The organism is Lysobacter brunescens (assembly GCF_042677005.1).
In the GTDB taxonomy this organism is placed as follows: domain Bacteria; phylum Pseudomonadota; class Gammaproteobacteria; order Xanthomonadales; family Xanthomonadaceae; genus Lysobacter_I; species Lysobacter_I brunescens.
The window spans coordinates 220,485-243,554 of the sequence record NZ_JBHTIF010000002.1 but is presented as its reverse complement, the minus strand read 5'-3'; the positions used below and the strand labels follow the sequence as shown (position 1 = coordinate 243,554).

General features: G+C 67.6%; 30 protein-coding genes. 17 read left to right on the top strand and 13 right to left on the bottom strand.

Annotated elements, in window-relative coordinates; all coding sequences use genetic code 11:
- Positions 1-35: 35 nt before the first annotated feature.
- The 10 genes from bioA (at position 36) to ACFQ0E_RS13135 (ending at position 6,412) form a co-directional block, all read left to right on the top strand.
- Positions 36-1,445 carry an adenosylmethionine--8-amino-7-oxononanoate transaminase gene (gene bioA / locus ACFQ0E_RS13180; protein WP_386824505.1) on the top strand — a complete coding sequence of 470 codons (1,410 nt, stop codon included), beginning with the start codon at positions 36-38 and terminating at the stop codon, positions 1,443-1,445.
- Positions 1,436-2,167, top strand: coding sequence for a 16S rRNA (uracil(1498)-N(3))-methyltransferase (locus ACFQ0E_RS13175; protein WP_386824503.1), 732 nt, complete (start codon positions 1,436-1,438; stop codon positions 2,165-2,167). The genes bioA and ACFQ0E_RS13175 overlap by 10 nt, the downstream gene beginning before the upstream one ends.
- A 226-nt stretch (positions 2,168-2,393) precedes the next feature.
- Entirely contained in the window at positions 2,394-2,864 is a 471-nt protein-coding gene (locus ACFQ0E_RS13170; protein ID WP_386824502.1) for a GNAT family N-acetyltransferase, read from the top strand.
- The gene (locus tag ACFQ0E_RS13165) at positions 2,861-3,244 is read left to right on the top strand and encodes a GFA family protein (RefSeq protein ID WP_386824500.1); all 384 of its coding nucleotides are present in this window, start codon (positions 2,861-2,863) and stop codon (positions 3,242-3,244) included. The genes ACFQ0E_RS13170 and ACFQ0E_RS13165 overlap by 4 nt, the downstream gene beginning before the upstream one ends.
- Positions 3,245-3,289: 45 nt before the next feature.
- Positions 3,290-3,808, top strand: coding sequence for a hypothetical protein (locus ACFQ0E_RS13160; protein ID WP_386824499.1), 519 nt, complete (start codon positions 3,290-3,292; stop codon positions 3,806-3,808).
- 65 nt (positions 3,809-3,873) lie between these two features.
- Positions 3,874-4,392: a molybdenum cofactor biosynthesis protein B gene (moaB, locus tag ACFQ0E_RS13155; RefSeq protein ID WP_386824497.1), complete on the top strand. Its 519-nt coding sequence runs from the start codon at positions 3,874-3,876 to the stop codon at positions 4,390-4,392.
- A gap of 3 nt (positions 4,393-4,395) precedes the next feature.
- Entirely contained in the window at positions 4,396-4,788 is a 393-nt protein-coding gene (locus ACFQ0E_RS13150; protein ID WP_386824495.1) for a helix-turn-helix domain-containing protein, read from the top strand.
- 12 nt (positions 4,789-4,800) lie between these two features.
- Complete coding sequence (locus ACFQ0E_RS13145; RefSeq protein WP_386824493.1) at positions 4,801-5,235, top strand: hypothetical protein; 435 nt, start codon at positions 4,801-4,803, stop codon at positions 5,233-5,235.
- A gap of 20 nt (positions 5,236-5,255) precedes the next feature.
- Positions 5,256-6,038, top strand: coding sequence for a polyphosphate kinase 2 (gene ppk2, locus ACFQ0E_RS13140; RefSeq protein WP_386824492.1), 783 nt, complete (start codon positions 5,256-5,258; stop codon positions 6,036-6,038).
- Positions 6,035-6,412 carry a hypothetical protein gene (locus ACFQ0E_RS13135; protein WP_386824490.1) on the top strand — a complete coding sequence of 126 codons (378 nt, stop codon included), beginning with the start codon at positions 6,035-6,037 and terminating at the stop codon, positions 6,410-6,412. Before ppk2 ends, ACFQ0E_RS13135 begins: the two co-directional genes overlap by 4 nt.
- Before the next feature lie 33 nt (positions 6,413-6,445).
- On the opposite strand, the gene ACFQ0E_RS13130 is transcribed toward ACFQ0E_RS13135, so the two are convergent.
- The 3 genes from ACFQ0E_RS13130 to ACFQ0E_RS13120 form a co-directional block, all read right to left on the bottom strand.
- Entirely contained in the window at positions 6,446-7,681 is a 1,236-nt protein-coding gene (locus ACFQ0E_RS13130; protein WP_386824488.1) for a beta-ketoacyl-ACP synthase II, read from the bottom strand.
- Positions 7,681-8,196, bottom strand: coding sequence for a 3-hydroxyacyl-[acyl-carrier-protein] dehydratase FabA (gene fabA / locus ACFQ0E_RS13125; RefSeq protein ID WP_386824484.1), 516 nt, complete (start codon positions 8,194-8,196; stop codon positions 7,681-7,683). Before fabA ends, ACFQ0E_RS13130 begins: the two co-directional genes overlap by 1 nt.
- 186 nt (positions 8,197-8,382) lie before the next feature.
- Positions 8,383-9,132: a helix-turn-helix domain-containing protein gene (locus ACFQ0E_RS13120; protein WP_171008338.1), complete on the bottom strand. Its 750-nt coding sequence runs from the start codon at positions 9,130-9,132 to the stop codon at positions 8,383-8,385.
- A gap of 113 nt (positions 9,133-9,245) precedes the next feature.
- Between ACFQ0E_RS13120 and ACFQ0E_RS13115 the strand changes: the two genes are divergently transcribed.
- Both ACFQ0E_RS13115 and ACFQ0E_RS13110 read left to right on the top strand, forming a co-directional pair.
- Positions 9,246-9,734 carry a hypothetical protein gene (locus tag ACFQ0E_RS13115; RefSeq protein WP_386824482.1) on the top strand — a complete coding sequence of 163 codons (489 nt, stop codon included), beginning with the start codon at positions 9,246-9,248 and terminating at the stop codon, positions 9,732-9,734.
- Positions 9,731-10,606 carry a DUF2145 domain-containing protein gene (locus tag ACFQ0E_RS13110; protein WP_386824480.1) on the top strand — a complete coding sequence of 292 codons (876 nt, stop codon included), beginning with the start codon at positions 9,731-9,733 and terminating at the stop codon, positions 10,604-10,606. The genes ACFQ0E_RS13115 and ACFQ0E_RS13110 overlap by 4 nt, the downstream gene beginning before the upstream one ends.
- Positions 10,607-10,750: 144 nt before the next feature.
- On the opposite strand, the gene ACFQ0E_RS13105 is transcribed toward ACFQ0E_RS13110, so the two are convergent.
- The 10 genes from ACFQ0E_RS13105 to ACFQ0E_RS13060 all read right to left on the bottom strand — a co-directional run bounded on the left by ACFQ0E_RS13105 (position 10,751) and on the right by ACFQ0E_RS13060 (position 19,189).
- Positions 10,751-11,803, bottom strand: a complete 1,053-nt coding sequence (locus ACFQ0E_RS13105) for a sulfate/molybdate ABC transporter ATP-binding protein (RefSeq protein WP_386824478.1) — start codon at positions 11,801-11,803, stop codon at positions 10,751-10,753.
- A 16-nt stretch (positions 11,804-11,819) separates the two neighbouring features.
- Complete coding sequence (gene cysW, locus ACFQ0E_RS13100) at positions 11,820-12,683, bottom strand: sulfate ABC transporter permease subunit CysW (RefSeq protein WP_386824476.1); 864 nt, start codon at positions 12,681-12,683, stop codon at positions 11,820-11,822.
- The gene (cysT, locus tag ACFQ0E_RS13095; RefSeq protein WP_386824773.1) at positions 12,673-13,515 is read right to left on the bottom strand and encodes a sulfate ABC transporter permease subunit CysT; all 843 of its coding nucleotides are present in this window, start codon (positions 13,513-13,515) and stop codon (positions 12,673-12,675) included. The genes cysW and cysT overlap by 11 nt, the downstream gene beginning before the upstream one ends.
- 108 nt (positions 13,516-13,623) lie before the next feature.
- Entirely contained in the window at positions 13,624-14,655 is a 1,032-nt protein-coding gene (locus ACFQ0E_RS13090; RefSeq protein WP_386824474.1) for a sulfate ABC transporter substrate-binding protein, read from the bottom strand.
- A gap of 48 nt (positions 14,656-14,703) precedes the next feature.
- Positions 14,704-16,170, bottom strand: coding sequence for an OprO/OprP family phosphate-selective porin (locus tag ACFQ0E_RS13085; protein WP_386824472.1), 1,467 nt, complete (start codon positions 16,168-16,170; stop codon positions 14,704-14,706).
- Positions 16,171-16,267: 97 nt separating this feature from the next.
- On the bottom strand, positions 16,268-16,465 hold the full coding sequence (locus ACFQ0E_RS13080) for a DUF2292 domain-containing protein (protein WP_386824471.1): 198 nt from the start codon (positions 16,463-16,465) through the stop codon (positions 16,268-16,270).
- Positions 16,462-16,908 carry an RrF2 family transcriptional regulator gene (locus ACFQ0E_RS13075; RefSeq protein WP_386824469.1) on the bottom strand — a complete coding sequence of 149 codons (447 nt, stop codon included), beginning with the start codon at positions 16,906-16,908 and terminating at the stop codon, positions 16,462-16,464. Before ACFQ0E_RS13075 ends, ACFQ0E_RS13080 begins: the two co-directional genes overlap by 4 nt.
- Before the next feature lie 123 nt (positions 16,909-17,031).
- Positions 17,032-17,310 carry an acylphosphatase gene (locus ACFQ0E_RS13070; protein ID WP_386824467.1) on the bottom strand — a complete coding sequence of 93 codons (279 nt, stop codon included), beginning with the start codon at positions 17,308-17,310 and terminating at the stop codon, positions 17,032-17,034.
- Between the two features lie 5 nt (positions 17,311-17,315).
- A complete protein-coding gene (locus ACFQ0E_RS13065) occupies positions 17,316-17,909 on the bottom strand; it encodes a TlpA family protein disulfide reductase (protein ID WP_386824465.1) in 594 nt (197 codons plus the stop codon).
- Positions 17,906-19,189, bottom strand: coding sequence for a YihY family inner membrane protein (locus ACFQ0E_RS13060; protein ID WP_386824463.1), 1,284 nt, complete (start codon positions 19,187-19,189; stop codon positions 17,906-17,908). The genes ACFQ0E_RS13065 and ACFQ0E_RS13060 overlap by 4 nt, the downstream gene beginning before the upstream one ends.
- Positions 19,190-19,301: 112 nt before the next feature.
- Here ACFQ0E_RS13060 and wrbA point away from each other — a divergent pair, with 112 nt between their 5' ends.
- The 5 genes from wrbA (at position 19,302) to ACFQ0E_RS13035 (ending at position 23,025) form a co-directional block, all read left to right on the top strand.
- The gene (gene wrbA, locus ACFQ0E_RS13055; protein WP_386824461.1) at positions 19,302-19,892 is read left to right on the top strand and encodes an NAD(P)H:quinone oxidoreductase; all 591 of its coding nucleotides are present in this window, start codon (positions 19,302-19,304) and stop codon (positions 19,890-19,892) included.
- A 10-nt stretch (positions 19,893-19,902) separates the two neighbouring features.
- Entirely contained in the window at positions 19,903-20,277 is a 375-nt protein-coding gene (locus tag ACFQ0E_RS13050; RefSeq protein ID WP_386824459.1) for a DUF2069 domain-containing protein, read from the top strand.
- A gap of 90 nt (positions 20,278-20,367) precedes the next feature.
- Complete coding sequence (locus ACFQ0E_RS13045) at positions 20,368-20,856, top strand: asparaginase domain-containing protein (RefSeq protein ID WP_137852198.1); 489 nt, start codon at positions 20,368-20,370, stop codon at positions 20,854-20,856.
- A gap of 109 nt (positions 20,857-20,965) precedes the next feature.
- On the top strand, positions 20,966-21,547 hold the full coding sequence (locus ACFQ0E_RS13040) for an SMI1/KNR4 family protein (RefSeq protein WP_386824457.1): 582 nt from the start codon (positions 20,966-20,968) through the stop codon (positions 21,545-21,547).
- 293 nt (positions 21,548-21,840) lie between these two features.
- The gene (locus tag ACFQ0E_RS13035; RefSeq protein ID WP_386824455.1) at positions 21,841-23,025 is read left to right on the top strand and encodes a S1 family peptidase; all 1,185 of its coding nucleotides are present in this window, start codon (positions 21,841-21,843) and stop codon (positions 23,023-23,025) included.
- Positions 23,026-23,070: the final 45 nt, after the last annotated feature.

Sequence of the window (23,070 nt, the reverse complement as noted above, 5' to 3'; positions counted from 1 at the left end):
ACCGGGCGGGCGGGGGGACGGGCGATAATGTGGGGATGACGAGGCATCCCAAGATCATAAACGACCACGACGCCGACCACTGGCGCGCGCGCGATCTCGACGTGCTCTGGCACCCCTGCACCCAGATGCGCGAACACCCCCACGCCCTGCCCCTCCTGCCGGTGGCCTACGGCAAAGGCGCCTGGCTGGTCGGCCACGACGGCCGCCGGACCCTGGACGCGGTCAGCAGCTGGTGGACGAACATCCACGGTCACTCCGAACCGCGCATCGCAGAGGCCATCGGCCGTCAGGCGCGCACGCTGGAGCAGGTGATCCTCGCCGGGTTCTCGCATGCCCCGGCCGTGGAGCTGGCCGAACGTCTGCTCGCCGTGGCCCCGCGCCAGCCCGATCGCGCCCCGCTGGCCAAGGTCTTCTATGCCGACAACGGCTCGGCCGGCGTCGAAGTCGCACTGAAGATGGCCTTCCACTGGTATCGCAACCGCGGCGACGAACCGAACCGCACCAAGTTCGTCGCCCTGACCAACAGCTACCACGGCGAGACCGTCGGCGCACTGTCGGTCGGCGACATCCCGCTGTATCGCCGCGTGTACGCGCCGCTGCTGCTCGACGTGCTGTTCGCGCCCTCGCCCGACGCCTTCGGCGCGCGCACGCCGGCCGACGCCTCACAGTGCGCCGAGGACGCCGCCGACGCCCTCGCCCGCCTGCTCGACGAACATCCCGGCGAGGTCTGCGCGCTGATCCTCGAACCGCGCCTGCAGTGCGCCGGCGGCATGCGCATGCACGATCCGGTCTACCTCAAGCGCGTGCGCGACCTGTGCGACGTGCACGGCGTATTCCTGATCGCCGACGAGATCGCCACCGGCTTCGGCCGCACCGGCACGCTGTTCGCCTTCGAGCAGGCCGGGGTGATGCCCGACCTCATGTGCGTGTCGAAGGGCCTCACCGGCGGTTTCCTGCCGCTGGCAGCGGTGCTGGCGACGCAGCAGATCTACGAGGGTTTCCTCGACGATTCCCGCGAGCGCGCCTTCCTGCACTCGCACAGCTACAGCGGCAACCCGCTGGCCTGCGCCGCCGCGCTGGCCTCGCTGGACATCCTCGAAGGCGACGACGTGATCGCGCGCAACCGCGTCACCGCGCAGAAGATGGGCGAACTCGCGTCCTCGTTCGCGGCGAACCCGCTGGTCGCCGAGGTGCGCCAGGCCGGCATGGTCGTCGCGATCGAACTGCATCCGGAACCGGAGAACCACGACGACGGCCACGCGGTCGAGATCGCCGGCCGTCGCGGCCTGCGCATGTACCGCACCGCGCTCGACCACGGCGTGCTGCTGCGCCCGCTCGGCGACGTGCTGTACTGGATGCCGCCCTATTGCGTCGACGACGCGCAGCTCGCGCAGATCGCCGATGCGACCGATGCCTGCCTGAAGGAGGCCGCACGATGCGCCTGACCCGAGTGTTCGTCGACCAGCCGCTCGCGCCCGGCGCGCGCGTGACCCTGCCCGAGAGCGCGGCCACGCACCTGGTGCGCGTGCTGCGCCTGCGCGAAGGCGAGGCCTGCGTGCTGTTCAACGGCGATGGCCACGACTACGACGCCACGCTGGCCACCGTGACCAAGCGCGGCGTCGATGTCGAGGTCGGCGGCCTGCGCGTCGTCGACAACGAATCGCCGCTGCGCATCGTCCTGCTGCAGGGCATCGCGCGCGGCGAGAAGATGGACCTGATCCTGCAGAAGGCCACGGAGCTGGGCGTGTCGGCCATTGCGCCGGTGTTCGCCGATCGCACCGAGGTCAGGCTCGACGGCGAGCGCCTCGACAAGCGCATGGCGCACTGGCGCAGCGTCGTGACCTCGGCCTGCGAGCAGAGCGGTCGTGCGCGCATTCCCGAGCTGATGCCGGCACGCGGCCTGGGCGAAGCCGCTGCGGCGCTGGACGCCGATGCGCTCAAGCTCACCCTCGATCCGCAGGGGGAGCATCGCTTCGAGACGCTGTCGCGACCGCAGGGCGCGGTGGTGATCGGCATCGGCCCCGAAGGCGGCTGGTCCGCGAAGGATCGCGAACTGCTCGCGCAGCACTGCTTCACCGGCCTGCGCCTCGGCCCGCGCGTCCTGCGCACCGAGACCGCCGGTCTCGCCGCCATCGCCGCGATGCAGGCGCGGTTCGGGGATCTCTGACGCATCGCCCGAACGCGGATGCATCACCTGTAGAGCGGAGCTTGCTCCGCTCATCTCCCTGCGGAAGACCTGTAGAGCGGAGCTTGCTCCGCTCATGCATTTACCGGAAGAAGCGAGCGGAGCAAGCTCCGCTCTACAAAACCCTTGGGCCGCGGACAACAGCGTTCCGCGACGGAAACGCTCCGCCTGCTAGCATCGCAACATCGCATTCCCCAGGACGACGCCCATGCCCGTGACCATCCGCCGCGCCACGCTCGACGATCTCGACGCGCTGGCGCCGCTGTTCGCCGATTACCGCACGTTCTATGCGATGCCGCCCGACCTCGACACCGCACGGAGCTTCCTGCACGAACGCCTGTCGCGCAATGAATCGGTGGTCTTCCTTGCCACGCTCGACGGCGCGCCCGCCGGCTTCACCCAGCTCTACCCGATGTTCTCCTCGGTGCGCGCGCAGCGCACCTTCATTCTCAACGACCTGTTCGTCGCCGCGCACGCCCGGCGCAAGGGTGTCGCGCAGGCGCTGCTCTCGGCGGCGGCAGACTTCGGCCGCGAGGCCGGCGCGATCCGCCTCGAACTGGAAACCATGCCCGACAACCACGCCGCGCAGGCGCTGTACCGCGCGGAAGGCTGGGTGCAGTACGACGAGACCCTGCGCTTCCAGCTGCCGCTCGCCACGACCTGGAGCGACGACGCATGACCACCGCAACCCATGCCGGCAGCTGCCTCTGCGGCGCGGTGCGCTACCGCGTCGCAGGCGACTTCGACCGGGTCACGCACTGCCACTGTTCGATGTGCCGCAAGAGCCACGGCGCCGCGTTCGCGACCTATGCCACGGTGTCCACGGCGCAGTTGTCCATCGAAGACGAGACAGGGACTCTGACGTGGTATCGCTCCTCGACCACCGCCGAGCGCGGCTTCTGCGCCGGCTGCGGCGCCTCGCTGTTCTGGCGCGACGAGAACCGCGAACCCGGGTTGATCGCGTTCTCGCTGGGGACGGTGGATACGCCGATCGGCGAGGTCGAGATTCGGGATATCTTTGTGGAGTCGTGGGCGGATTGGCATCAGGTGACCAATTGATTCATGAAAGCCACCGTCTCAATCAACTGGCAAAGGAGACACAGCATGCGCCGCATACTGTTTTGCATCGCCCTCATTGTTTTCCTGACTGGATTCGCAAACCCGTCCGTCACCCGCGTCAACAAGGAAGCGATCGACAGGATTGCCATCACCAAGATATTCGTGCCCCGATTCGAAGGAAATCCAGACTTCGTCGAAGTAAGCACCGACTTGTTCATTGCCGAGCTTGAAACCAGAATCCAGGCGACCATCGTGCAAGGCTCCGCTTTACGGATCGAGTCGACCGACATCATTGCCGGCGGCAATCTCGCTCCCACGGAATTGGCCATCCAGAAAGCGAAAGAAGCCAATGCCGAGGTACTGATCATGGGCAAGGTCACCAGCCACCACACCGGAGCCATGCTGAACGGGTTCTCGACGGTACGTGTCATCGACGTGGCAACTGGCGCGATATTGGCGTCTTTTCACAGGCCCAGCGGAAAGCTGATCGGAAGCAGCGAGCATGCCGCCGTTCTGGCAGCGGTCTCGCGCACCGCGAAGGATGTCGCGAAAGCGCTGGAGTGATTGCAAAGTCGGCACCATCCGATTCATGCATGCTTTTTCGATCCACCGAGAGATATTGATCAGCCATGACCGCCCAACCCAACCTCATCCCCCTCTCTCTCTGCGTCCTCACCGTGTCGGACACCCGCACGCTGGCGGAGGACAGTTCCGGCGGTTATCTCGCCGAGGCGCTGGTCGAGGCCGGCCATCGGCTGCACGACCGCACCCTCCTGCCTGACGACCGCTACAAGCTGCGAGCGCAGGTGTCGATCTGGATCGCGGATCCGGCGGTGGACGGCATCCTGGTGACCGGGGGGACCGGCTTCACCGGCCGCGACTCGACGCCGGAGGCGCTGCTGCCGCTGCTGGACAAGGAGATGCCGGGCTTCGGGGAGCTGTTCCGGGCGATCAGCTACGAGGAGATCGGCACCTCGACCCTGCAGTCTCGGGCGTTCGCGGGCTTGGCCAACGGCACCTTCCTGTTCGCCCTGCCCGGCTCCACCTCGGCCTGCCGGACCGCCTGGGAGAAGATCGTCTGCGCACAGCTCGACGCGCGCACGAAACCGTGCAACCTTGCGACCCTGCGGCCCCGCCTCAAGGAGTAAGCCATGCCGATCGGCAACACCCTGCGCCTGCTGACCAAGGCCACCGGCCTGTCGGTGACCGACCTCGCCACCGCCATCCCGCGCGCCGGCGCCAGCACCATCAGCGCCTGGCTGAAGGACGAGAAGATGCCCGGGCGCGACCAGATCGACGCCCTCGCCCGCACCTTCGGCGTCCCCGCCGGCGCGCTGCTGGCCGAAGTCGCCAGCACCCTCGACCCCACCCGCACCAGGGGCGAACACGCGCTGCTCGCCGCCTACCGCGCGCTCAACACCAGGCAGCAGGGCGCGCTGCTGGAAGTCGCGAAGAGCATGGCCGCCGGTGCGCGACCGGAGGATGCACCGGCGAAGCCCGCGCGCAAGCGGGCGGCGAGCAAGCGAGCGCGCAAAGCAACCTGACGGACAGGCGCGGTGAGCATTCAAATCGTGCTCGAAGACGGCAGAGTGTTGAGCGGGTCCAATTTGGGCATGACCGGAATGCTCGAGCGGATCGCGGAACTGCTGCCGCCTCCTCAAGCAAAGCTCGCGCACTGGCTCATGGACAAGTGCGAACACGGCTACTCGATCTTTGACGGCTTCGATCTGAGGGGCTTGACCCTAGATGATCGAGAAGCCTTCTGGAAAGTCGCCGAGCGCGATCTGCAACGGCGCGTCGAAATCCATGGGCCACCGCAAGCATGGGGAGAAAACCATTATTCCGGCGCCTGCTTGATCCGCCTGCTTGAAATGCGAGCCAGCATGCTCCGTGGCGAACCTCCGGACGCCATGAACGATTTCCTGAAGCCCTTCGACTTCGACGGCACAATGGAAGACCTCGACGACATCTGGTTTCCAACATCCCAATGACTGGAACTGCGGATCTCACCATGACCAAACCCGAAAAGCTCAAGCGCAAGGACTACGAGGAACGCCTGGAACCGCTGCAGCGCGAGCTGGCGTCGATGGCGCGCTGGGCCGCGCACACGAACCAGCGCATCCTGGTGCTGATCGAAGGCCGCGACACCGCCGGCAAGGGCGGCGTGATCGATGCGATCAGCGCGCACATCAACCCGCGCCAGTGCCGCACCGTCGCCCTGCCCAAGCCGAGCGAGCGCGAACGCAGCCAATGGTATTTCCAGCGCTACGTGCCGCACCTGCCCGCGGCTGGCGAGATCGTGCTGTTCGACCGCAGTTGGTACAACCGCGCCGGCGTCGAGAAGGTGATGGGCTTCGCCGACGACAAGCAGGTGAAGGCATTCCTGAAGCAGGCGCCCGTCTTCGAGAAGATGCTGGTCGACGACGGCATCCTGCTGTTCAAGTACTGGCTGTGCTGCGACCAGGACGAGCAGGAAAAGCGCTTCGCCGAACGCCGCGAAGACCCGCTCAAGGGCTGGAAGCTGTCGCCGATCGACATCGACGCACGCGCGAAGTACGACGAATACACGAAGGCGCGCGAAGCCATGCTCAAGGCCACCCACACTGACTACGCGCCGTGGACACTGGTCGATTTCAACGACCAGAAGCGCGGCCGGCTCACGATGATCCGCGACCTGCTCGATCGCCTGCCGGACACGCAGATCAAGCCGGAACCGGTCGATTTCCCGCCGCTGCCCGGGAAGCCGAAGAAGGAACGCTATTCGGTGGTGAAGCCGCTGCAGACTGTCGAATGAACCCGAACGAGACTGCGGCTATCCCGGTCCTGAAGTGGTTGCGGATCGTCGAATATGGAAGCTTCCATGACGTGCCGCGCTCGATGCTCGTCCTGGATCGCGACATGGCCTTCTGGATTTTCGACAGTGGCTTCGACGATGCCATCGACGACTATTCCGACCAGCTGATGGTCTACGGCATCGGTCACGATGCCGCTGCCGCACGCGATGCGTTTCGCGTGCGGGATGCAGACGGAAACATCCAGGGATTCAAACCACTCGACACGATCGCCATGAACCGGGTCGAATTCGACGAAACGCGCCGGAATGCCATGTTCATCCACAAAGGGCTGGCCTATCCGAAACGCACCCCCAGTCGATTCGACGGGACTTGAGGAGCGGGGTCATCGACCCCGCTCCAGAATGGTTCACACCGCCCGGAACACCAGCGTCGCGTTCGTGCCGCCGAAGCCGAAGCTGTTCGACATGACCGTGCGCAGCGGCGCATCGCGGGTCTCGCGCAGCACCGGATAGCCGTCGAGGCGCGGATCGAGGGTCTCGATGTTCGCCGAGCCGGCCATGAAGCCGTCGCGCAGCATCAGCAGGCTGTAGATCGCTTCGTGCACGCTGGCGGCGCCGAGCGAATGGCCAGTGAGCGCCTTCGTCGAGGAGAACGGCGGGATTGCAGCAGTGTCGCCGCCGAAGGCTTCGCGCACCGCCTCGATCTCGATGATGTCGCCCAGCGGCGTCGAGGTGCCGTGGGTGTTGAGGTAATCGATCGTGCCGACCGGCTCGCCGCCGCCCGGGAAGCCCTGCATCGCCATGCGCATGCAGCGCACCGCGCCCTCGCCGCTGGGCGCGACCATGTCGGCACCGTCGGAGGTCACGCCATAGCCGACCAGTTCGGCATGGATGCGCGCGCCGCGTGCCTTGGCGTGTTCGTATTCTTCGAGCACGAGGATGCCGCCGCCGGCGCCGATGACGAAGCCGTCGCGATCCGCGTCGTACGGACGCGAGGCGCGCTGCGGGGTGTCGTTGAAGTGGCTGGACAGCGCACCCATCGCATCGAACTGCACCGACAGGCCCCAGTGCAGCTCTTCGCCACCACCGGCCATGACGATGTCCTGCGCGCCATGGCGGATCAGGTCGGCAGCGGCGCCGATGCAGTGCGCGGAGGTCGCGCAGGCCGCAGCGATGGTGTAGCTCACGCCCTGGATGCCGAACGCGGTGGCCAGCGACGCGGACACGGTCGAGGCCATCGTGCGCGGCACCATGAACGCGCCGACCTTGCGCGCGCCCTTGTTGCGCATCAGGTCGCCGGTCTCGATCTGCCAGTGCGCCGACGCGCCGCCGGAGCCGGCGATCACGCCGGTGCGCGGGTTGCGCACTTGCGCCTCGTCGAGGCCGGCATCGGCGATGGCGTCGCGCATCGCGATGTACGCGTAGGCGGCGGCATCGCCCATGAAACGCTTGAGCTTGCGATCGATCTGCGCATCGAGATCGATCTTCGGCACGCCCGCGACCTGGCTGCGGAAGCCCTTCTCGGCGTACTCGGCGACGGATTCGATGCCGCTGGTGCCATTGCGCAGCGCGGCGGAGACGGTATCGGAATCGTTGCCGATCGGGGAAACCAGGCCGTAGCCGGTGACGACGACGCGACGCATCAGAAGCCCTCCACCGACTGGAACAGGCCGACACGCAGCCCTTCTGCCTCGTAGATCAGGCGATCATCGACGTAGGTGCGGCCATCGGCGATGACCAGCGCGAGCTTGCCGCGCATGACGCGGCGCACGTCGATCTCGTAGCGCACCACCTTCGCGGTGGGCAGCACCTGGCCGGTGAACTTGACGTTGCCGACACCGAGCGCGCGGCCGCGACCCGGTTCGCCGAGCCACGGCAGGTAGAAACCCGCGAGCTGCCACATCGCATCCAAGCCGAGGCAACCGGGCATCACCGGGTCGCCTTCGAAGTGGCACGCGAAGAACCAGAGGTCCGGGCGGATGTCCAGTTCCGCCACCAGCAGTCCCTTGCCGTGCGAGCCCCCCTTCTCGTCGATGCGGGTGATGCGGTCGAACATCAGCATCGGCGGCGCGGGAAGGCGCGCATTGCCGGGGCCGAAGACGGTGCCTTGCGAGCAGGCGATGAGTTGCGCGTAATCGAACGAAGCGGGCTGCGGCATGTGCGGAGAGCGAGTGGACAGAACTTGCCATTATCGCCATTTTCGCGGCGACGACGGCGCGTCAAACCCCTGTTTTTCCAGCATCCGCATGCGTATGGGCGAATGCGTTCATGCAATGCGTGAACCTACGCATGCGTATGCATCTACTGTACGCACGGGTATGCATGCACATGCTGTCGTCCGCGTTCAGCCTTTCGCATCGAGCGCGCGTCGATAGCCCTGGAACAATTGCAGCAGCCACGGCTTCTGCGCGAGCACCAGGCTCACGCCGATGCGCTCCTTCGGCGAGAGCGTGGCATCGCGCACCAGCAGCGCATCGAACTCCTTCACCACTTCTTCGAGGCGCTGGCGCATCTGCCGCACGCCATCGACGCTCAGGCTGCCGCTGAGCAGGAACAGGCCATCCTGCTCGCCGTCGAAGGCATCGGCGAAGTAATCGCCAAGCAGCTTCTCGCGGAAGTAGCGTTCCATCGGTCCGCCGCGACGCCAGCGGAAATTCCGCGCGGTGAGCGGGCGCGCGCGGTTGCCCGGCTGCAGTTCGATGATGCCCAGGCGGTCGAGCTTGACCAGCAGGCCGGTCCACTGCGGCTCGGTGAACGAGAACTGGGCCAGCACGTCGCTCTGCTTCCAGCGGTTCAGGCTCAGGAACAGTGCCAACAGCAGCGCCGGATCGGAGACGAGCGCGCGCTCCTGGGCCTCGCTCAGCTCGGCCATGCTGTCCTTGCCGCGCACGGACTCGGCGGCGATCTCGGCCAGGCCGATGTCCAGCACGTCGCAGATCTGCTCCAGGCGCTGCAGGCTCATCGCGCGCAGCGAGAACATGCGCTTGACCGCCGCCTCGCTCATCTTCAGGCGCGCGGCCAGCTCGCGATAGGTCATGCCCTGCCCGCGCAGGAGGCGCTTGAGGGCGTCGATCAGGTCCACCGAAACGGCCATGGGTATCGCTTTCCAATACTTGCCAGCCCCACTGCTTACACCCGGTCGATTCCGTTTGCAATGGATCCGGGCCGCGGCTTTCCTCGATCCACCTCCCGATCGCTGCCGCCGCCATGCCGCCAAGCCCGCTGTCCCTGCTGCGCCACATGCCCCTGCGCTATCGCATCGCCGCCACCGTGCTGACGCTGGGCTGCCTGCTGATCAAGCCCGCGGATGCCCGGGCCGCCGACGCTGGCGCGTCGCGCGCCTCCGAGGCCAGTCTCGCCGCCTCGGTGGAGGTGCCGATCGCGGCGGTCAGCGCCCTGGCGGCGGGCAGCGAATTCGTGGTCACTGGCGTCGTCGCCAGCGGCACGGTGGTCGCGGTGACGGTCTCGGCGGTGGGCATCGGCGTGTCATTCGTGGTCTACCTCTCGGTCGAGGCGGTGAAGGCGCTCGGCCTGTCCGCCGGGCATGCGCTGGAAGCGGTGGCGGTGACCGGCGGCTGGCTGCTGATGGCCAGCGGCGAAGCGATCTGCTTCATCGCCGACGAGACCACGCGCACGCACATCCACTCGCGGGAGATCACTTCCCTGCAGCCCGCTTCCCCGGAGCGCGTCTCGTGAGCGGTTACGACCCCGACGACGAACGCCGCAGCGCGCGTGTTGCCGCGAGCCTGATCGGCCTGATGCTGGCGGCGCTGATCGTGCTGATGAGCGTGGCCCCGGCGGCGAACGCGGGCACGCCCTGCGAAACCCGGACGATGACGCCCGCGCGCATCGCCGATGCCGCGCGCACCGCGCGGATGGTCGTGGAGGAACTGGACCGCCATGATGCCCCGGTCGCGCTGGTCTCTCGCGTCGGCACCGACCTCTCGAAACACGGTCTGCGCTACAGCCACACCGGCTTCGCGGTGCGCGACCACGCCGCCGGCCGCTGGACCGTGGTCCACCTGCTCAACGACTGCAGCAGCGACGGTTCAGGCCTGTACGCGCAGGGCCTGGTCAATTTCTTCGCCGACGACCTGATCGAACAGGACGCGCGGATCACCTGGCTGGAACCCGGCCTCGCGGCACGACTCGCCGCGCGCCTGGTCGACCTTCGGCACGATCCGCTGTACACGCCGCGCTACAACCTCATCGCACGACCCGGCAGCGCGCGCTACCAGAACTCCACGGCCTGGGTGCTGGAGCACATCGCGGCCTCGATCCCGGAGCGACATCGCACGACGGATCGCGCGCAGGCCTACCTGCTCGCGCAGGCGCACGGGTTCGAGCCCGACCTCATCCACATCGCGTACTCGAAGCGGATCGTCGGCGGCCTGTTCGGCAGCGCGCACCTCGTGTTCACCGACCACGGCGTCGGTACGCGCCTGGGCGGCGACTATCCGGTAGTCACCGTGCGCGCGATCCTGCGCTGGCTCGATGCCTCGGACCTCGCCACCCGGGAAACCGAATGGCGACACGGCCTGCGGATGACGACGCCCGGCTCCGGCTGATCGCATGCCTGCTGCGGACTTGGCCTGCCGTTCAAGCCTGCCTTATCGAATCCCCTCGCCGTCGAAAAGACTCGACCTCGGGAGTTCCGGACATGGCGACGGTACGCAACACGGCGACGGCGGGCCAAGTCCGCAGCGGGTGGATCAAGCCGACAACGGGAAGAAACGCGGTCGCGTCGGCCGCAGCACCAGCGACTCGCCGACCGCAGGCAGCAGCAATCCATCGTCGGCGACATGCTCCCATTCGATCGGCCGATTGCCGCCGCCGGCGGAGAGATCGACGGTGATCCGTTCCGCGCGTCGGTGCATGCCGGACACGCGCACGCGGATGCCCTCGCCGTCCTCGTCGTTGCGCACCGCCTGGTGCGGACGAAACATCGCCAGCGCATCGCCATCGGCGACGCCAGGCGCATCCAGCACGCCAAGTTCGTCCTCGGCCACGAACACGCCGGATTGCACCCGCCCACGGATCGCATTGCCGCGACCGATGAAGTCGAACACGTAGGCCGAGGCCGGATGCGCATAGATCTCGTCCGGCGTGCCGACCTGTTCGATGCGTCCCTCGCGCAGCACGACCACGCGATCGGCCAGTTCCAATGCTTCTTCCTGGTCGTGGGTGACGAACACCGTCGTCTGCCCGGTCTGGTCGTGCAGGCGGCGCAGCCAGCGTCGCAGTTCGACGCGCACCTTGGCGTCGAGCGCACCGAAGGGCTCGTCGAGCAGCAGCACGCTCGGATCGATCGCCAGCGCGCGGGCCAGGGCGATGCGCTGCTTCTGCCCGCCGGACAGCTGTTCGGGATGGCGCCGGCCGTAGCCGGGCAGCTGGATCAGCTGCAGCAGTTCCTCGACGCGACGCGCGATCGTCGCCTTGTCGGGGCGCCGGGCGCGCGGCCGGCTGCTCAGGCCGAAGGCGATGTTCTCGGCCACGGTCATGTGCCGGAACAGTGCGTAGTGCTGGAACACGAAGCCGACGTTGCGTTCGCGCAGGCTCAGTCGTGTGGCGTCGCGGTCGCCGAAGCGGACCTCGCCGGCATCCGGCGACAGCAGGCCGGCGATGATCCGCAGCAGCGTGGTCTTGCCCGATCCCGACGGACCGAGCAGCGCGACGAGTTCGCCCGAGGCGATGTCGAGGTCGACGCCGTCGAGCGCGGCGGTGCCGGGATACTGCTTGCGGAGGTTGCGGAGGGTCAGGTGCATGTCAACGGACTCCTAATCAGTGTTTCCTGTGCGACGACGCCAGCGCGTCGCCATGGCGGGATTCCAGCCAGAACTTGAGCACCAGCGTGACCAGCGCCATGCCCGAGAGCAGCGAGGCGGCGGCGAACGCGGCAACGGTGTCGAATTCGTTGTAGAGGATCTCGATGTGCAGCGGCAGCGTATTCGTGAGCCCGCGGATGTGGCCGGAGACCACCGACACCGCGCCGAACTCGCCCATCGCGCGCGCCGTGCACAGCAGCACGCCGTAGAGCAGGCCCCACTTGATGTTCGGCAGGGTGATGCGGAAGAACAGCCGCCATGCACCGGCGCCCAGCGAGCGCGCCGCAAGCTCATCGTCGGCGCCCTGCTGTTGCATCAGCGGCAGCAATTCGCGCACCACGAACGGAAAGGTGATGAAGAGCGTGGCCAGCACGATGCCGGGGCGCGCGAACAAGATCTTGATGTCGTGCTCGGCGAGCAGTTCCGCGAACCAGCCATGCGCGCCGAACAGCAGCACCAGGCACAGGCCGGCGACGACCGGCGACACCGCGAACGGCAGGTCGATCAGCGACAGCAGCACGCGTTTGCCCGGAAACTCGAAACGCGCGAGCGCCCAGGCCATCAGCACGCCGCAGACCGCGTTCACCGGCACCGCGATCGACACGGTGAGCAGGGTCAGGCGCAGCGCAGCCAGGGCATCGGGTTCGCGCAGCGCCGCCCACCATGCGCCGAAACCGTCGCCGAACGCAGACGCCAGCACGGTGATCAGCGGCAGCACGACCAGCAGGAGCATGGCGAGCACCGCGAAGGCGATCAGCCCCACACGCACCCACACGGGCTCGCGCAGTGGATCGTCATGGTGGAAGGACTCAGCAGACATGGTGGTCTCCCTTGCCGCGCCCGTGCGCAAACAGCGCGGGAATGGCGTTGATCGCGAGCAGGCAGAGGAACGACGCGGCCAGCAGCAGCGCCGCCAGCGCGATGGCGCCGTTGTAGTCGTATTCCTCCAGGCGGATGGTGATGAGCAGCGGCGCGATCTCGGTCTTGTACGCCAGGTTGCCGGCGATGAAGATCACCGAGCCGTATTCGCCCAGTCCGCGCGCGAACGCGAGCGAGAAGCCGGTGAGCACGCCGGGCAGCACTTCCGGCAGCACCACGCGGCGCAGTGCGGTCCAGCGCGATGCACCCAGCGAAGCGGCGGCCTCTTCCTGTTCGCGCCCCAGGGTCTCCAGCAGCGGCTGCACCGAGCGCACCGCGAACGGCAAGCCGATGAAGATCAGCGCGAGCGTGATGCCGACGCTGGTGTACGCGATCTTGATACCCAGCGGTTCGAGCCATTGCCCGACCCAGCCGTTGCTGGAGTAGATCGCGGTCAGCGCGATGCCCGCGACCGCCGTCGGCAGCGCGAACGGCAAATCGACGAGGGCATCGATCAGGCGTCTGCCCGGGAAGCGGTAGCGGACCAGCACCCAGGCAACGATCAGGCCGACCAGCGATGCAACGATCGCCGCTACCAGCGCTGCACCGAAGCTCAGCTGCAGCGCGGCCTGCACGCGCTCGTCACGGAACGCGCGCAGCCAGCCGTCGATGCCGAGGCCTGCCGCACGCACGCACAGGGCGAGCAATGGCAGCAGGACGACGAGCCCGAGCCAGGCCATGCCGACGCCGAGGCCGAGGCCGAATCCCGGCAACGGATGACGCAGCCTGCGCATGTGGGTGGCGGGCAACGCGGTGGGCGCGGTGGGCGCCCTGTCGCGCTGTATGGCAGAAGAAGTCATGCAGGCGTCTCCCTGTGTGGGCGATGGCCAGGGTTCATCGGATCAACGTCCGGACTGCTGGATGCGATCGAAGAAACCGCCGTCGGCGAAATGCTGCGCCTGCGCCTTCTTCCAGCCACCGAACGCACTGTCGATGGTGACCAGCGTGACCTGCGGGAACTTCGCCAGTTCGGCGGCCGGCACCTTGTCCGGTTCGGATGGGCGATAGAAATGCTTGGCAGCGAGGCGCTGGCCTTCCGGCGTGTAGAGGAAGCGCAGATAGGCTTCGGCCTGCTTGCGCGTGCCGTGCTTGGCCACGTTCCTGTCGACCCAGGCGACCGGCGGCTCGGCCTTGATACTCAGGCTGGGCACGACGATCTCGAACTTGCTGCGCGTGTCGCCTTCGTTGAGCGTGAGCAGGGCCTCGTTCTCCCAGGCGATCAGCACGTCGCCGATGCCGCGTTCGACGAAGGTGGTGGTCGAACCACGCGCACCGGTATCCAGCACCGGCACGTTCTTGAACAGTCGCGTGAGGAAACCGAGCACTTTGTCGCCGTCGCGATATTCCTTCGAGGCCCAGGCCCAGGCCGCGAGATAGTTCCAGCGCGCGCCGCCGGAGGTCTTGGGGTTCGGCGTGATCACCGCGACGCCGGGCTTCGCCAGGTCGCCCCAGTCGCGGATCTTCTTCGGGTTGCCCTTGCGCACCAGGAACACGATCGTCGAGGTGTACGGCGAACTGTTGTGCGGCAGCCGGGATTGCCAGTTCGCGGGCAGCAGTTTCGCGTTCTGCGCGATGGCGTCGATGTCGCCCGACAGCGCCAGGGTGACGACGTCGGCCTGCAGGCCGTCGATCACCGAGCGCGACTGCTTGCCGGAACCGCCATGGGACGCGCGGATCTTCAGGCTCTCGCCGGTCTGCTGCTTCCACTGCGCGGCGAAACGCTGGTTGACCTCGGCATAGAACTCGCGGGTCGGGTCGTAGGAGACGTTGAGGAATTCCTTCTCGGCGGCGAGTGCCGCACGCGGTGGCGCGGCGAATGCGGAGAGCGCGACGACGGTCGCGACGAGGAAGGACTTGAGCAATGGAGTGTTCATGGGTGTCCTTGGAGGGAGATGTTGGTGTGGAGATGCACGGTGCGTCGGTCAGAAGGAGAATTGCGCGCGGGTGAAGATGGACTTCTCGTCCTCGCGATCCGCACCGGCGGCCGCGCCGCCGTCGAAGCTGGCTTCGGTGTAGTTCGCGACCAGCTTGAGATTGCTGTTGAGGTACCAGTTCAGGCCGAGGGTCCACGCGCGGCTGGCGCGTGCGGAGGTCGCCGGATTGGCGAACAGGGGAAATGTCGCATCGTCCAATGACAATTCGCCGTAGCGGCCGACCAGCTCGAACGCGCCCCAGCCTTCGCCGCCGACGGTGAACGGACGGTCCGGCTTGGCCACGCCGCGATAACTGGCGTCCTCGCCTGTCAGCACGACGCTGCCGGTGAGCTGCCAGGCCTCGTGTTCGAGATGCTCGCGACGACCGGCGCCGATGCCGGAAGCGATGCGCACCTCCTGCTCGGAGGTGATGTATTCGCCGAGCACGCCGAAACGCCCGCCGTAGTAGTAGCCCTGCGGCGAGAAGCGGCGGCGCAGGCCGTCGCCGACCACGTTGGCGCCGTAACCGAAGAACTGCACCTGGCCGGGCGTGCGGTAGCGCGGCAGCACGTTGTTGCCGGCACCGAAGGTCTCGCCGACGCTGGCGGCGACGCCCACGCCCAGGCCCGACCATGCGTTCGCACTGTTCTTGAACGGTTCCCAGAACACGCGACCGGCGTATTCGAATTCGTTGTCGACGTTGGTGGTCGCGGCATCGCGGCCGTCGGGCGCGCCGTTGTAGACGCCGACCACGTAGTTCAGGCGATTGCCGAAGAGGTCGCCCTGCAGCTGCACGCCGAGATCGCGGTTCGGCGCCAGTTCGGTCGGGAAGCCGCGCTCGACCAGGGCGATGCCGCTGGCCGACTGCAGGCGCTCCAGGCCGACCGGCCCCTTGACCTTGCCGATGCGGACGGTCGCACGCGGATCGAATTTCAGGTCGACGTAGGCATCGACGATGGTGGTGCTGTCACCGGCGAATTCCGGGGTCAGGCGGAAGCCGACCAGCGAGCCCCAGGTGCCTTCGAGCGAGGGACGGATGCGACGGAACAGGAAGGTGTCGTTCTGCGGCACGCGTTCGTCGCCGACGAAGAAGCGGCCATCGGCCTGCACCACGCCACGCAGCCTCAGTTCGAGGCCATCGGGCGATTTGATCGACAGACCGCGATTGGCCGCGAGCGAGACCACCGGATCCTTCGCGGCCTTCGCAGCGTTTTCTTCTGCCTGCAGTTCGAGCCTGCGCTCGATCACGCGCAGGCGGCGATCGAGATCGGCGGCATCGCCTGGAACACTGTCGGCACCAGCATCGCCAGTCACGCCAAGATGGCGTTCCAGCGCTTCGAGGCGTTCGATCAATGCGCGCTGCGTCGCAGCGTCGTTGGGCTTGGCGTCCTGCGCGAGGACGGACGGGGATGCGATCGACAGCGCGATCGCGAGGGGCAACAGGCGCGCGGAGACGCGCGGGAACACTTCGGACATCGTCGACTCCAGGGAAGGAAAGTCGCGCGTCCGGCGGTCCGGTCTGCGCTGGTGGCGTGCGACCGCGATGGTCGCTGGATCTGTTGGCTCCGACCGCTCAGCGGTCGTTGAAGCGGAATTTCTGGCTGCGCGTGATCTGCACGATCCGCGCGTTGTGGACGGTCACTTCGATCTCGCCGAACGCCACTTCACGCAGCGCTGTGATCACCGCGCGTTCGTGGGCGCTGAGCGGAATGCTCTGCAGCGAGACACCGGGCGTCTCCGGCGTGGCAGGCGGCTTGTCTTTCTCCTTCATGCGAACTCCATCGTCGTGGGTGAGAGCGCGGCGTCCGCATCGGCGAACTCGCGCAGGGACCTGCCGTCGAGCACGCGCGACAGGGCGTCGCGGGTTTCGCGCATCAGCGCGCGCAGCGCGCAGGCGTCGGGGTCGGGGCAATCGCGGCAGGGCTCGTAGGCGGTGACGCTGGCGCAGCGCACGGGCGCCAGCGGCCCGTCGATGGCGCGGATCACGTCGCCGATCCTGATCTCCTCGGCCGCGCGGGCCAGCGCATGCCCGCCGTGCTGGCCGCGGCGGCTCTGCACGAAGCCGGCTTCGCGCAACTCGACGAGGATGGTTTCGAGGAACTTGGCCGGGACCCGGCAGCGCTCGGCCAGCTGCCGCGCCTGCACCCGCGCATCCCCGGACCGCGCAAGGGCGGTCATGGTCCGCAGGGCGTACTTGGCTTTCATGGTGAGCATGGCCGGCGTGTTTCCCTATCCGATGAGTAGGGATTGTTGCCAGCGGCCGGGGGCCGATCCAATGCCTACCGGATATATGGGAATAGCGTCTGCGCAGGATCGCAGACGACAGGGCCGGGGGAATCAGCCGATCGTGAAGCCTTGATCCAGGGCCGCCGCGTCATCGGTGACGGCTTCATGGCGCTGCACATCCTCGACGCGCGCCAGCGGCGATCCCTGCCACAGCCAGTCACCGAGGCGGTCGATGGCCTCGGCCTCGCCCACGGCGAGCACTTCGACGCGGCCGTCGCGGAGATTCACTGCGTGGCCGCGCAAGCCCAGGGCAAGCGCCTGCTGGCGCGTGTACGCACGGAAGGCGACGCCCTGGACGCGGCCGGAGACGACAAAGCGCGCGGCGTGCATGGACATCACGTCCCGCCGGCGGCCTGTGCCTTCGCGTCCTTGCCTGCACCATCGACGACGGCGGCGAGCTCTTCCTTCGTCACCGGGCCCATGAAGCGCTTGGCGACGGTGCCGTCCGGCGCGATCACATGGGTCATCGGCAAGCCGCGCGGCGTCGGGAAATCAGCGGGCGGGTCGTAGACGTCGAGGATCGCGATCGGATACTTCACCGGACGCTTGGCGAGGAAGGCGCGCATGTCGGCGGGCTCGATCTCCTCGTAGGCCAGGCCGACGACGTCGATGTCCTCGCGCTCGGCGTCCAGCGCGTCGAGTTCCGGCATTTCCTTCAGGCAGGGCGAGCACCAGGTCGCCCAGAAATTCACCACGACCCAGCGACCGCGCTTCGTGGCGAGGTCGTACTGCGCGCCGTCGAGCGTCGCGACCTTCAGCGTGGGTCGCTCGACGTCGGCCGCGGGTTTGGCCGGGTCAGCGGCGGGCGCGGCGTCTGCAGGCGCAGCAGCAGGCGCTGGCGCGGCATCGGCGGCAGGCGGGGCGTCCGCAGCGGTGCAGGCGACCAGCGGCAGCGACAACGCGAACAGGGCGAGGACGAGGGACTTCATTCGGACTCCTTGCGATAGAGGGACGCCACGGGGCGCTTGAGCAGGTCGCGCAGCGGCACGCGGAGGTGGTCGAGCGCGGCGATGGACAGCTGCCCGAGTTCGTCGTCGCGCGCAGGCAGCCAGGCTTCGGCGACCGGGATGCGGAGATGGCAGGCTTCGTACAGCTCGCCGAGCGTGAGCGCGTCGAGGTCGCGGCCGAGGATCCACTCGCCGCTCTCGGCGCGCACCACCAGGCCGATCTCGCAGAGCTGACCCAGCATCTGCTGCGTCAGCGCATCGGTGAGCGTGGGTTCGATCTGCTGGATGTCATCGAGGTGCAGGCCCCTGCCCTTGCGGCGCGCTTCGTCGAAGCGACCGATCAGGCGCAGCAGCCCGTAGAGCTCGTAGCCCAGCGGCAGGCGCTGCGATGCGGGCTGGTAGCGGAACGCCGAGAGCGACGAAGCCAGCGAGGCGCCGAGCAGGATCGCGACCCAGCCGAAATAGATCCAGCCCAGGAAGATCGGCACGAAGGCCAGCGGCCCGTAGATCTTCTGGTAGGCGCCGAAGCTGCCGAGATAGGAACCGACGCCGATCTTCACCAGTTCGATCAGCAGCACCGCCAGCAGGCCGCCCATGAACGCGTAGCGCCAGCGGATCGTGCGATGCGGCACCAGCCGGTAGACCACGGTCAGCGCCAGCAGCTCGATGAACAGCGGGCTCACGCTGAGCAGCCAGTGCTCGAGCACGCGACCGGGATCGGTCTGGAAGATGGACAGCGCGAAGAACCGCGCCGACAGCGCCAGGCTGGCCGCTGCGAGCAGCGCGCCGAAGGTCATCACCGTCCAGTAGACCACCAGCCGGCCGAACCGGGGACGCGCGGTCGGCACGCGCCAGATCTGGTTGAAGGTGCTCTCGATGTTGACCATCGTGATCAGCAGCGACACCACGAGCACGATCACGCCGACCACGGTGAGCTGGCCGGCGTTCTTCGAGAACTCGAACAGGTAGGACTCGACCGCGCGCGCCGAGGACGGCACGAAGTTGGAGAAGATGTAGGTGCTGAGCTGCGCGCTCCAGGTCTCGTAGACCGGGAACGCCGAGAGCACGCCGAACACCACCATGCTCAGCGGTACCAGGGCGAAGGCGGTGGTGAACGACAGCGCACCGGCGGCCTGGAAGAGGCGGTCGTCGAGGAAGCGCTTGAGCAGGAAGCGGAAGAAGGTGCCGGCGCGGGCCCGGTCGAGGGCCGGCGAATGACGGACGAGATCGTGCAGCCGTTGCAGGGGGGAGGATGCAGCCATGGGCCAAGGGTAGCAGTTGGCGGGTTGCCGACCGAGTCGTCCTGCCCCCGAGGCGGCGACGCGGCGCGCCTTTCCGGTACCCTGTCGGCCCCCTGCCCGTCCGGAGCCCGCCATGGCCGACATCCTCGTCCTCTACTACAGCCGCGGCGGCTCCGTGGCCCGGCTTGCGCGGCAGATCGCGCGCGGTGTGGACGAGGTCGAGGGCGCCCGCGCACGGCTGCGCACGGTACCGCCGGTGGCGCCGGTCACCGAGCGCGCCGCCCCGCCCGAACCCGAGGACGGCGCGCCCTACGTCGAGAAGGCCGATCTGGCCGAGTGCGCGGGCCTGCTGCTCGGCAGCCCCACCCGCTTCGGCAACATGGCCGCACCGGTGAAGCACTTCCTCGACTGCCTGGGCGCGGAATGGGCCAGCGGCACGCTGATCGGCAAGCCCGCCGGCGTGTTCACCTCCACCGCGAGCATGCACGGCGGCCAGGAAGCGACTCTGCTGACGATGCTGGTCCCGCTGCTGCACCACGGCTGCGTGATCGCCGGCATCCCGTACAGCGAGAACGCGCTGAACACCACGCGCAGCGGCGGCACGCCCTACGGCGCGAGCCATGTCGCCGGCGCCAAGGACGACCCGCAACTGACCGACGACGAGACCGCGCTGGCACGCGCGCTGGGTCGTCGGGTCGCGCAGCTCGCGCTGCGCCTGCGCTGAGGACATTTCCATGCTGAACGCACCGACCCCACCGCCCGCCGAACGCCTCGTTCTGGTCGCCAGCCTGTTCGCCCTGGCCGGCCTGTTCGCCTGGTGGGTCCACGACAGCCCGCATCGCATCGCCGGGCTGCTGCTGTTCGCACTGCCGCCGCTGCTGCTGGGCCTGGGCGCGCTGGCCGGAAAATCGACGGCACGCTTCTGGGCCGGCGTGTTCGCACTGGGCTGGTTCTCGCACGGCGTGATGGTCGCCTGGGCCGATGCCGCTCAACGCCCGCTGGCGCTGGCCGAGACGGTGCTGGCGGTGGTGATCATCTTCGCCTCCAGCGCGCCCGGCCTGCGTGCGCGCTTCGGCAGGAAGCGCGGATCGGATCGAACCTCGGAATAGAAGATCGGACTGAACGCACGCGTATGGAACCCCCGGTGCGGACACGGGGCTTATAATCCGCACCGACCTCCCCTCGAACGCAGCATCCCCATGGACCAGCTCCTGATCGTCACCACCGGCGGCACCATCGACAAGATCTACTTCGACGACAAGTCGGACTATCAGGTCGGCGAACCGCAGATCGGTCGCATCCTCGAAGAGCTGGGCGTGGCCTTCCGCTTCACCGTCATCCCGATCATCCGCAAGGACTCGCTGCACATCACCCAGGCCGATCGCGAACTCATCCGCGCGACGATCGCCGCGCAGGACGCGAAGCACGTCCTGCTGACCCACGGCACCGATTCCATGGTCGAGACCGCGAAGGTGCTCAGCACCATCGCCGACAAGACGATTGTTTTGACCGGCGCGCTCAATCCCGCACGCTTCCGCGGCTCGGACGCGGAATTCAACATCGGCACCGCCGTCGGCGCAGTGCAGTCGCTGCCGCCGGGCGTGTACATCGCGATGAACGGCCGCATCTGGGATCCGACCAAGGTGCGCAAGAACGTCGACGCGAACCGCTTCGAGGCCGCCGGCTGAGCCGAACGACACTGCGCACGAGACACGAAGCCCGGCCCTGCCGGGCTTTTTGCTGGATTGCCCGTTCGCAAGGACAGGAGCGGGATCGTCGGGATCGGCGGATCATGCGATGCTGATCCGATTCGCGCGCGGCAACGCCAATCGCACGACGACCGACATGACAATCCCCATCGCCGACCTGGCCCGCGCCTACGATGCGCTCCATCCTGAAACAACGGATCCGTGGCCCTTTCCTCCGACGGCATCGAGCATTCGCCGGATCAACGAGGCCCTGTCGATCCAGTTGCCTGCATCACTGATCCAGTTCGCATCCGTCAGCAGCGCATGCCACCACTGGCTGGCGAGCCTTGGCGAGGATGACGACGCCCATCATCACATCCTGCGCATGACATCGCGAACGCGCAGATTCCGCCGCCGCATGCTCGGTGGCGGCGGCTGGGAATACGTAAAGCCCGTAGCGTTCGTTCCCATCAATCGCGGGCACGACCACGATTACGATTGCCTCGATGCGGATGCATTCGATCCGTCAACGGGGGAATACGCGATCCAGTACTGGGCGCCGCCGAGGATGTTCGGGACACAGCGGTTCGATACCTTCGCGAACTACATCACGTCGCATATCCGGGCATGGGCGAAGCATTCACGAAGACCAGGCAGCGCGACCGCGCTTTCGATCGTCGGACTCGGCTGAAGCTGCTGAAGCTGCTGCAGCCACTGCACGCACCTGCTGCGGCGCCGCATCCCGTAAATTCCGTTCGGAATATCACGATACGCATGCGTCCTTATTCCAAGGAAGAAACCGTGATGCGAATTGCTTATACGGTGCGTCGCAACAAAGCCCGTTTTTCTTGATCCGTTTCGCAATCGCTGCGACGCGACGCGCCGATGATGTCCGCGCCGGCCAGGGAAGGACACCCTTGCCGACCCGATGACGCCATCGGGCGATCTCGGACACAGACCCATCATTGTCTCTGGAGCGATTCAATGTCTCATTCGAAATTCGTGGACAGGAAAACCCTCGTTTCGATCGCCGTTGCCATGGCCACCGCCGCCCTCGCCGGCACCGCGGGCGCCAACGATGCACGCACCTCGATCCCGGCCGACATGGCGGCTGCGATGCAGCGCGACCTCAACCTCACCGCCGAGCAGCTGCCGCGCTTCTTCAAGCTGCAGCACGAAACCCTGGCGCGCGAGGCGCAGGCACGGCGCGCGTTCGGCGCGAACTTCGCCGGCGGCTGGCTGGAGCGCACGTCGACCGGCGATTTCCGCTACGTCGTCGCCACGACGGGCGCGGCGAAGGCAAGCCTGCCCGGCAGCGAAGTGCGCCAGGTGCGCCACAGCCTGCGCCAGCTCGAAGGCACGATGGCGCGCCTGGACGACATCCGCCAGCGCGCCCGCGACGCCCGCGCGCTGAACGGCGTGCAGTCCTGGTACGTGGACCTGCAGACCAACAGCGTCGTGGTGAAGGTGCAGGACGGCGCGACGCTGCGCGCCATCGATTTCGTCGCAGTGAGCGGCGCGAACGTCGACACCGTGCGCTTCGAGCGTGCGGAAGGCATCGCGATGCCGGCAGCGAACGTCATCGGCGGCAACCGGTACGGCTCGGGCGGCGGTTCGTGTTCGATCGGCTTCTCGGTCACGCGCGGCGCCACCAAGGGCTTCGCCACCGCTGGCCACTGCGGCTCGGCGGGCACCAGCGTCAGCATCGGCGGCGTGGCCGTCGGCTCGGTGCAGGGCAGCAGCTTCCCGACCAACGACCGCGCCTGGGCCAGTGTGCGCAGCGTCGACGTGCTCTACGGCCAGGTGAACCGCTACAACGGCACGAATGTCGCCGTGCGCGGCAGCACCGAGTACGGCGTCGGCACCGCAGTCTGCCGTTCCGGCTACGCCTCGGGCTGGCGTTGCGGCACGATCACGTCCAACAGCGTAACCGTGAACTACTCCAACGGCCCGGTCTACGGCCTGCGCCAGGCCAACGCCTGCCTCACCCAGGGCGATTCCGGCGGCTCGTGGCTGGCCGGCAACCAGGCCCAGGGCGTGAGCTCGGGCGGCCAGCTCTACGGCTCCGCACCGCCGTACTCCAACTGCAGCGTGTCGAACCCGGTGAGCTACTACCAGCGCATCAACCCGCTGCTGAGCGCCTACGGCCTCTCGCTGGTCCTGGGCTGATCGACGCAGGATTGCATCGGCCTCGTCCTTCGATGCAGCGCCCCG

Coding starts and splice junctions, on each gene's coding strand:
- bioA (WP_386824505.1), top strand. CDS start 36: ATGACGAGGCATCCCAAGATCATAAACGACCACGACGCCGACCACTGG.
- ACFQ0E_RS13175 (WP_386824503.1), top strand. CDS start 1,436: ATGCGCCTGACCCGAGTGTTCGTCGACCAGCCGCTCGCGCCCGGCGCG.
- ACFQ0E_RS13170 (WP_386824502.1), top strand. CDS start 2,394: ATGCCCGTGACCATCCGCCGCGCCACGCTCGACGATCTCGACGCGCTG.
- ACFQ0E_RS13165 (WP_386824500.1), top strand. CDS start 2,861: ATGACCACCGCAACCCATGCCGGCAGCTGCCTCTGCGGCGCGGTGCGC.
- ACFQ0E_RS13160 (WP_386824499.1), top strand. CDS start 3,290: ATGCGCCGCATACTGTTTTGCATCGCCCTCATTGTTTTCCTGACTGGA.
- moaB (WP_386824497.1), top strand. CDS start 3,874: ATGACCGCCCAACCCAACCTCATCCCCCTCTCTCTCTGCGTCCTCACC.
- ACFQ0E_RS13150 (WP_386824495.1), top strand. CDS start 4,396: ATGCCGATCGGCAACACCCTGCGCCTGCTGACCAAGGCCACCGGCCTG.
- ppk2 (WP_386824492.1), top strand. CDS start 5,256: ATGACCAAACCCGAAAAGCTCAAGCGCAAGGACTACGAGGAACGCCTG.
- ACFQ0E_RS13135 (WP_386824490.1), top strand. CDS start 6,035: ATGAACCCGAACGAGACTGCGGCTATCCCGGTCCTGAAGTGGTTGCGG.
- ACFQ0E_RS13130 (WP_386824488.1), bottom strand. CDS start 7,681: ATGCGTCGCGTCGTCGTCACCGGCTACGGCCTGGTTTCCCCGATCGGC.
- fabA (WP_386824484.1), bottom strand. CDS start 8,196: ATGCCGCAGCCCGCTTCGTTCGATTACGCGCAACTCATCGCCTGCTCG.
- ACFQ0E_RS13120 (WP_171008338.1), bottom strand. CDS start 9,132: ATGGCCGTTTCGGTGGACCTGATCGACGCCCTCAAGCGCCTCCTGCGC.
- ACFQ0E_RS13115 (WP_386824482.1), top strand. CDS start 9,246: ATGCCGCCAAGCCCGCTGTCCCTGCTGCGCCACATGCCCCTGCGCTAT.
- ACFQ0E_RS13105 (WP_386824478.1), bottom strand. CDS start 11,803: ATGCACCTGACCCTCCGCAACCTCCGCAAGCAGTATCCCGGCACCGCC.
- cysW (WP_386824476.1), bottom strand. CDS start 12,683: ATGTCTGCTGAGTCCTTCCACCATGACGATCCACTGCGCGAGCCCGTG.
- cysT (WP_386824773.1), bottom strand. CDS start 13,515: ATGCGCAGGCTGCGTCATCCGTTGCCGGGATTCGGCCTCGGCCTCGGC.
- ACFQ0E_RS13090 (WP_386824474.1), bottom strand. CDS start 14,655: ATGAACACTCCATTGCTCAAGTCCTTCCTCGTCGCGACCGTCGTCGCG.
- ACFQ0E_RS13085 (WP_386824472.1), bottom strand. CDS start 16,170: ATGTCCGAAGTGTTCCCGCGCGTCTCCGCGCGCCTGTTGCCCCTCGCG.
- ACFQ0E_RS13080 (WP_386824471.1), bottom strand. CDS start 16,465: ATGAAGGAGAAAGACAAGCCGCCTGCCACGCCGGAGACGCCCGGTGTC.
- ACFQ0E_RS13075 (WP_386824469.1), bottom strand. CDS start 16,908: ATGCTCACCATGAAAGCCAAGTACGCCCTGCGGACCATGACCGCCCTT.
- ACFQ0E_RS13070 (WP_386824467.1), bottom strand. CDS start 17,310: ATGCACGCCGCGCGCTTTGTCGTCTCCGGCCGCGTCCAGGGCGTCGCC.
- ACFQ0E_RS13065 (WP_386824465.1), bottom strand. CDS start 17,909: ATGAAGTCCCTCGTCCTCGCCCTGTTCGCGTTGTCGCTGCCGCTGGTC.
- ACFQ0E_RS13060 (WP_386824463.1), bottom strand. CDS start 19,189: ATGGCTGCATCCTCCCCCCTGCAACGGCTGCACGATCTCGTCCGTCAT.
- wrbA (WP_386824461.1), top strand. CDS start 19,302: ATGGCCGACATCCTCGTCCTCTACTACAGCCGCGGCGGCTCCGTGGCC.
- ACFQ0E_RS13050 (WP_386824459.1), top strand. CDS start 19,903: ATGCTGAACGCACCGACCCCACCGCCCGCCGAACGCCTCGTTCTGGTC.
- ACFQ0E_RS13045 (WP_137852198.1), top strand. CDS start 20,368: ATGGACCAGCTCCTGATCGTCACCACCGGCGGCACCATCGACAAGATC.
- ACFQ0E_RS13040 (WP_386824457.1), top strand. CDS start 20,966: ATGCTGATCCGATTCGCGCGCGGCAACGCCAATCGCACGACGACCGAC.
- ACFQ0E_RS13035 (WP_386824455.1), top strand. CDS start 21,841: ATGTCTCATTCGAAATTCGTGGACAGGAAAACCCTCGTTTCGATCGCC.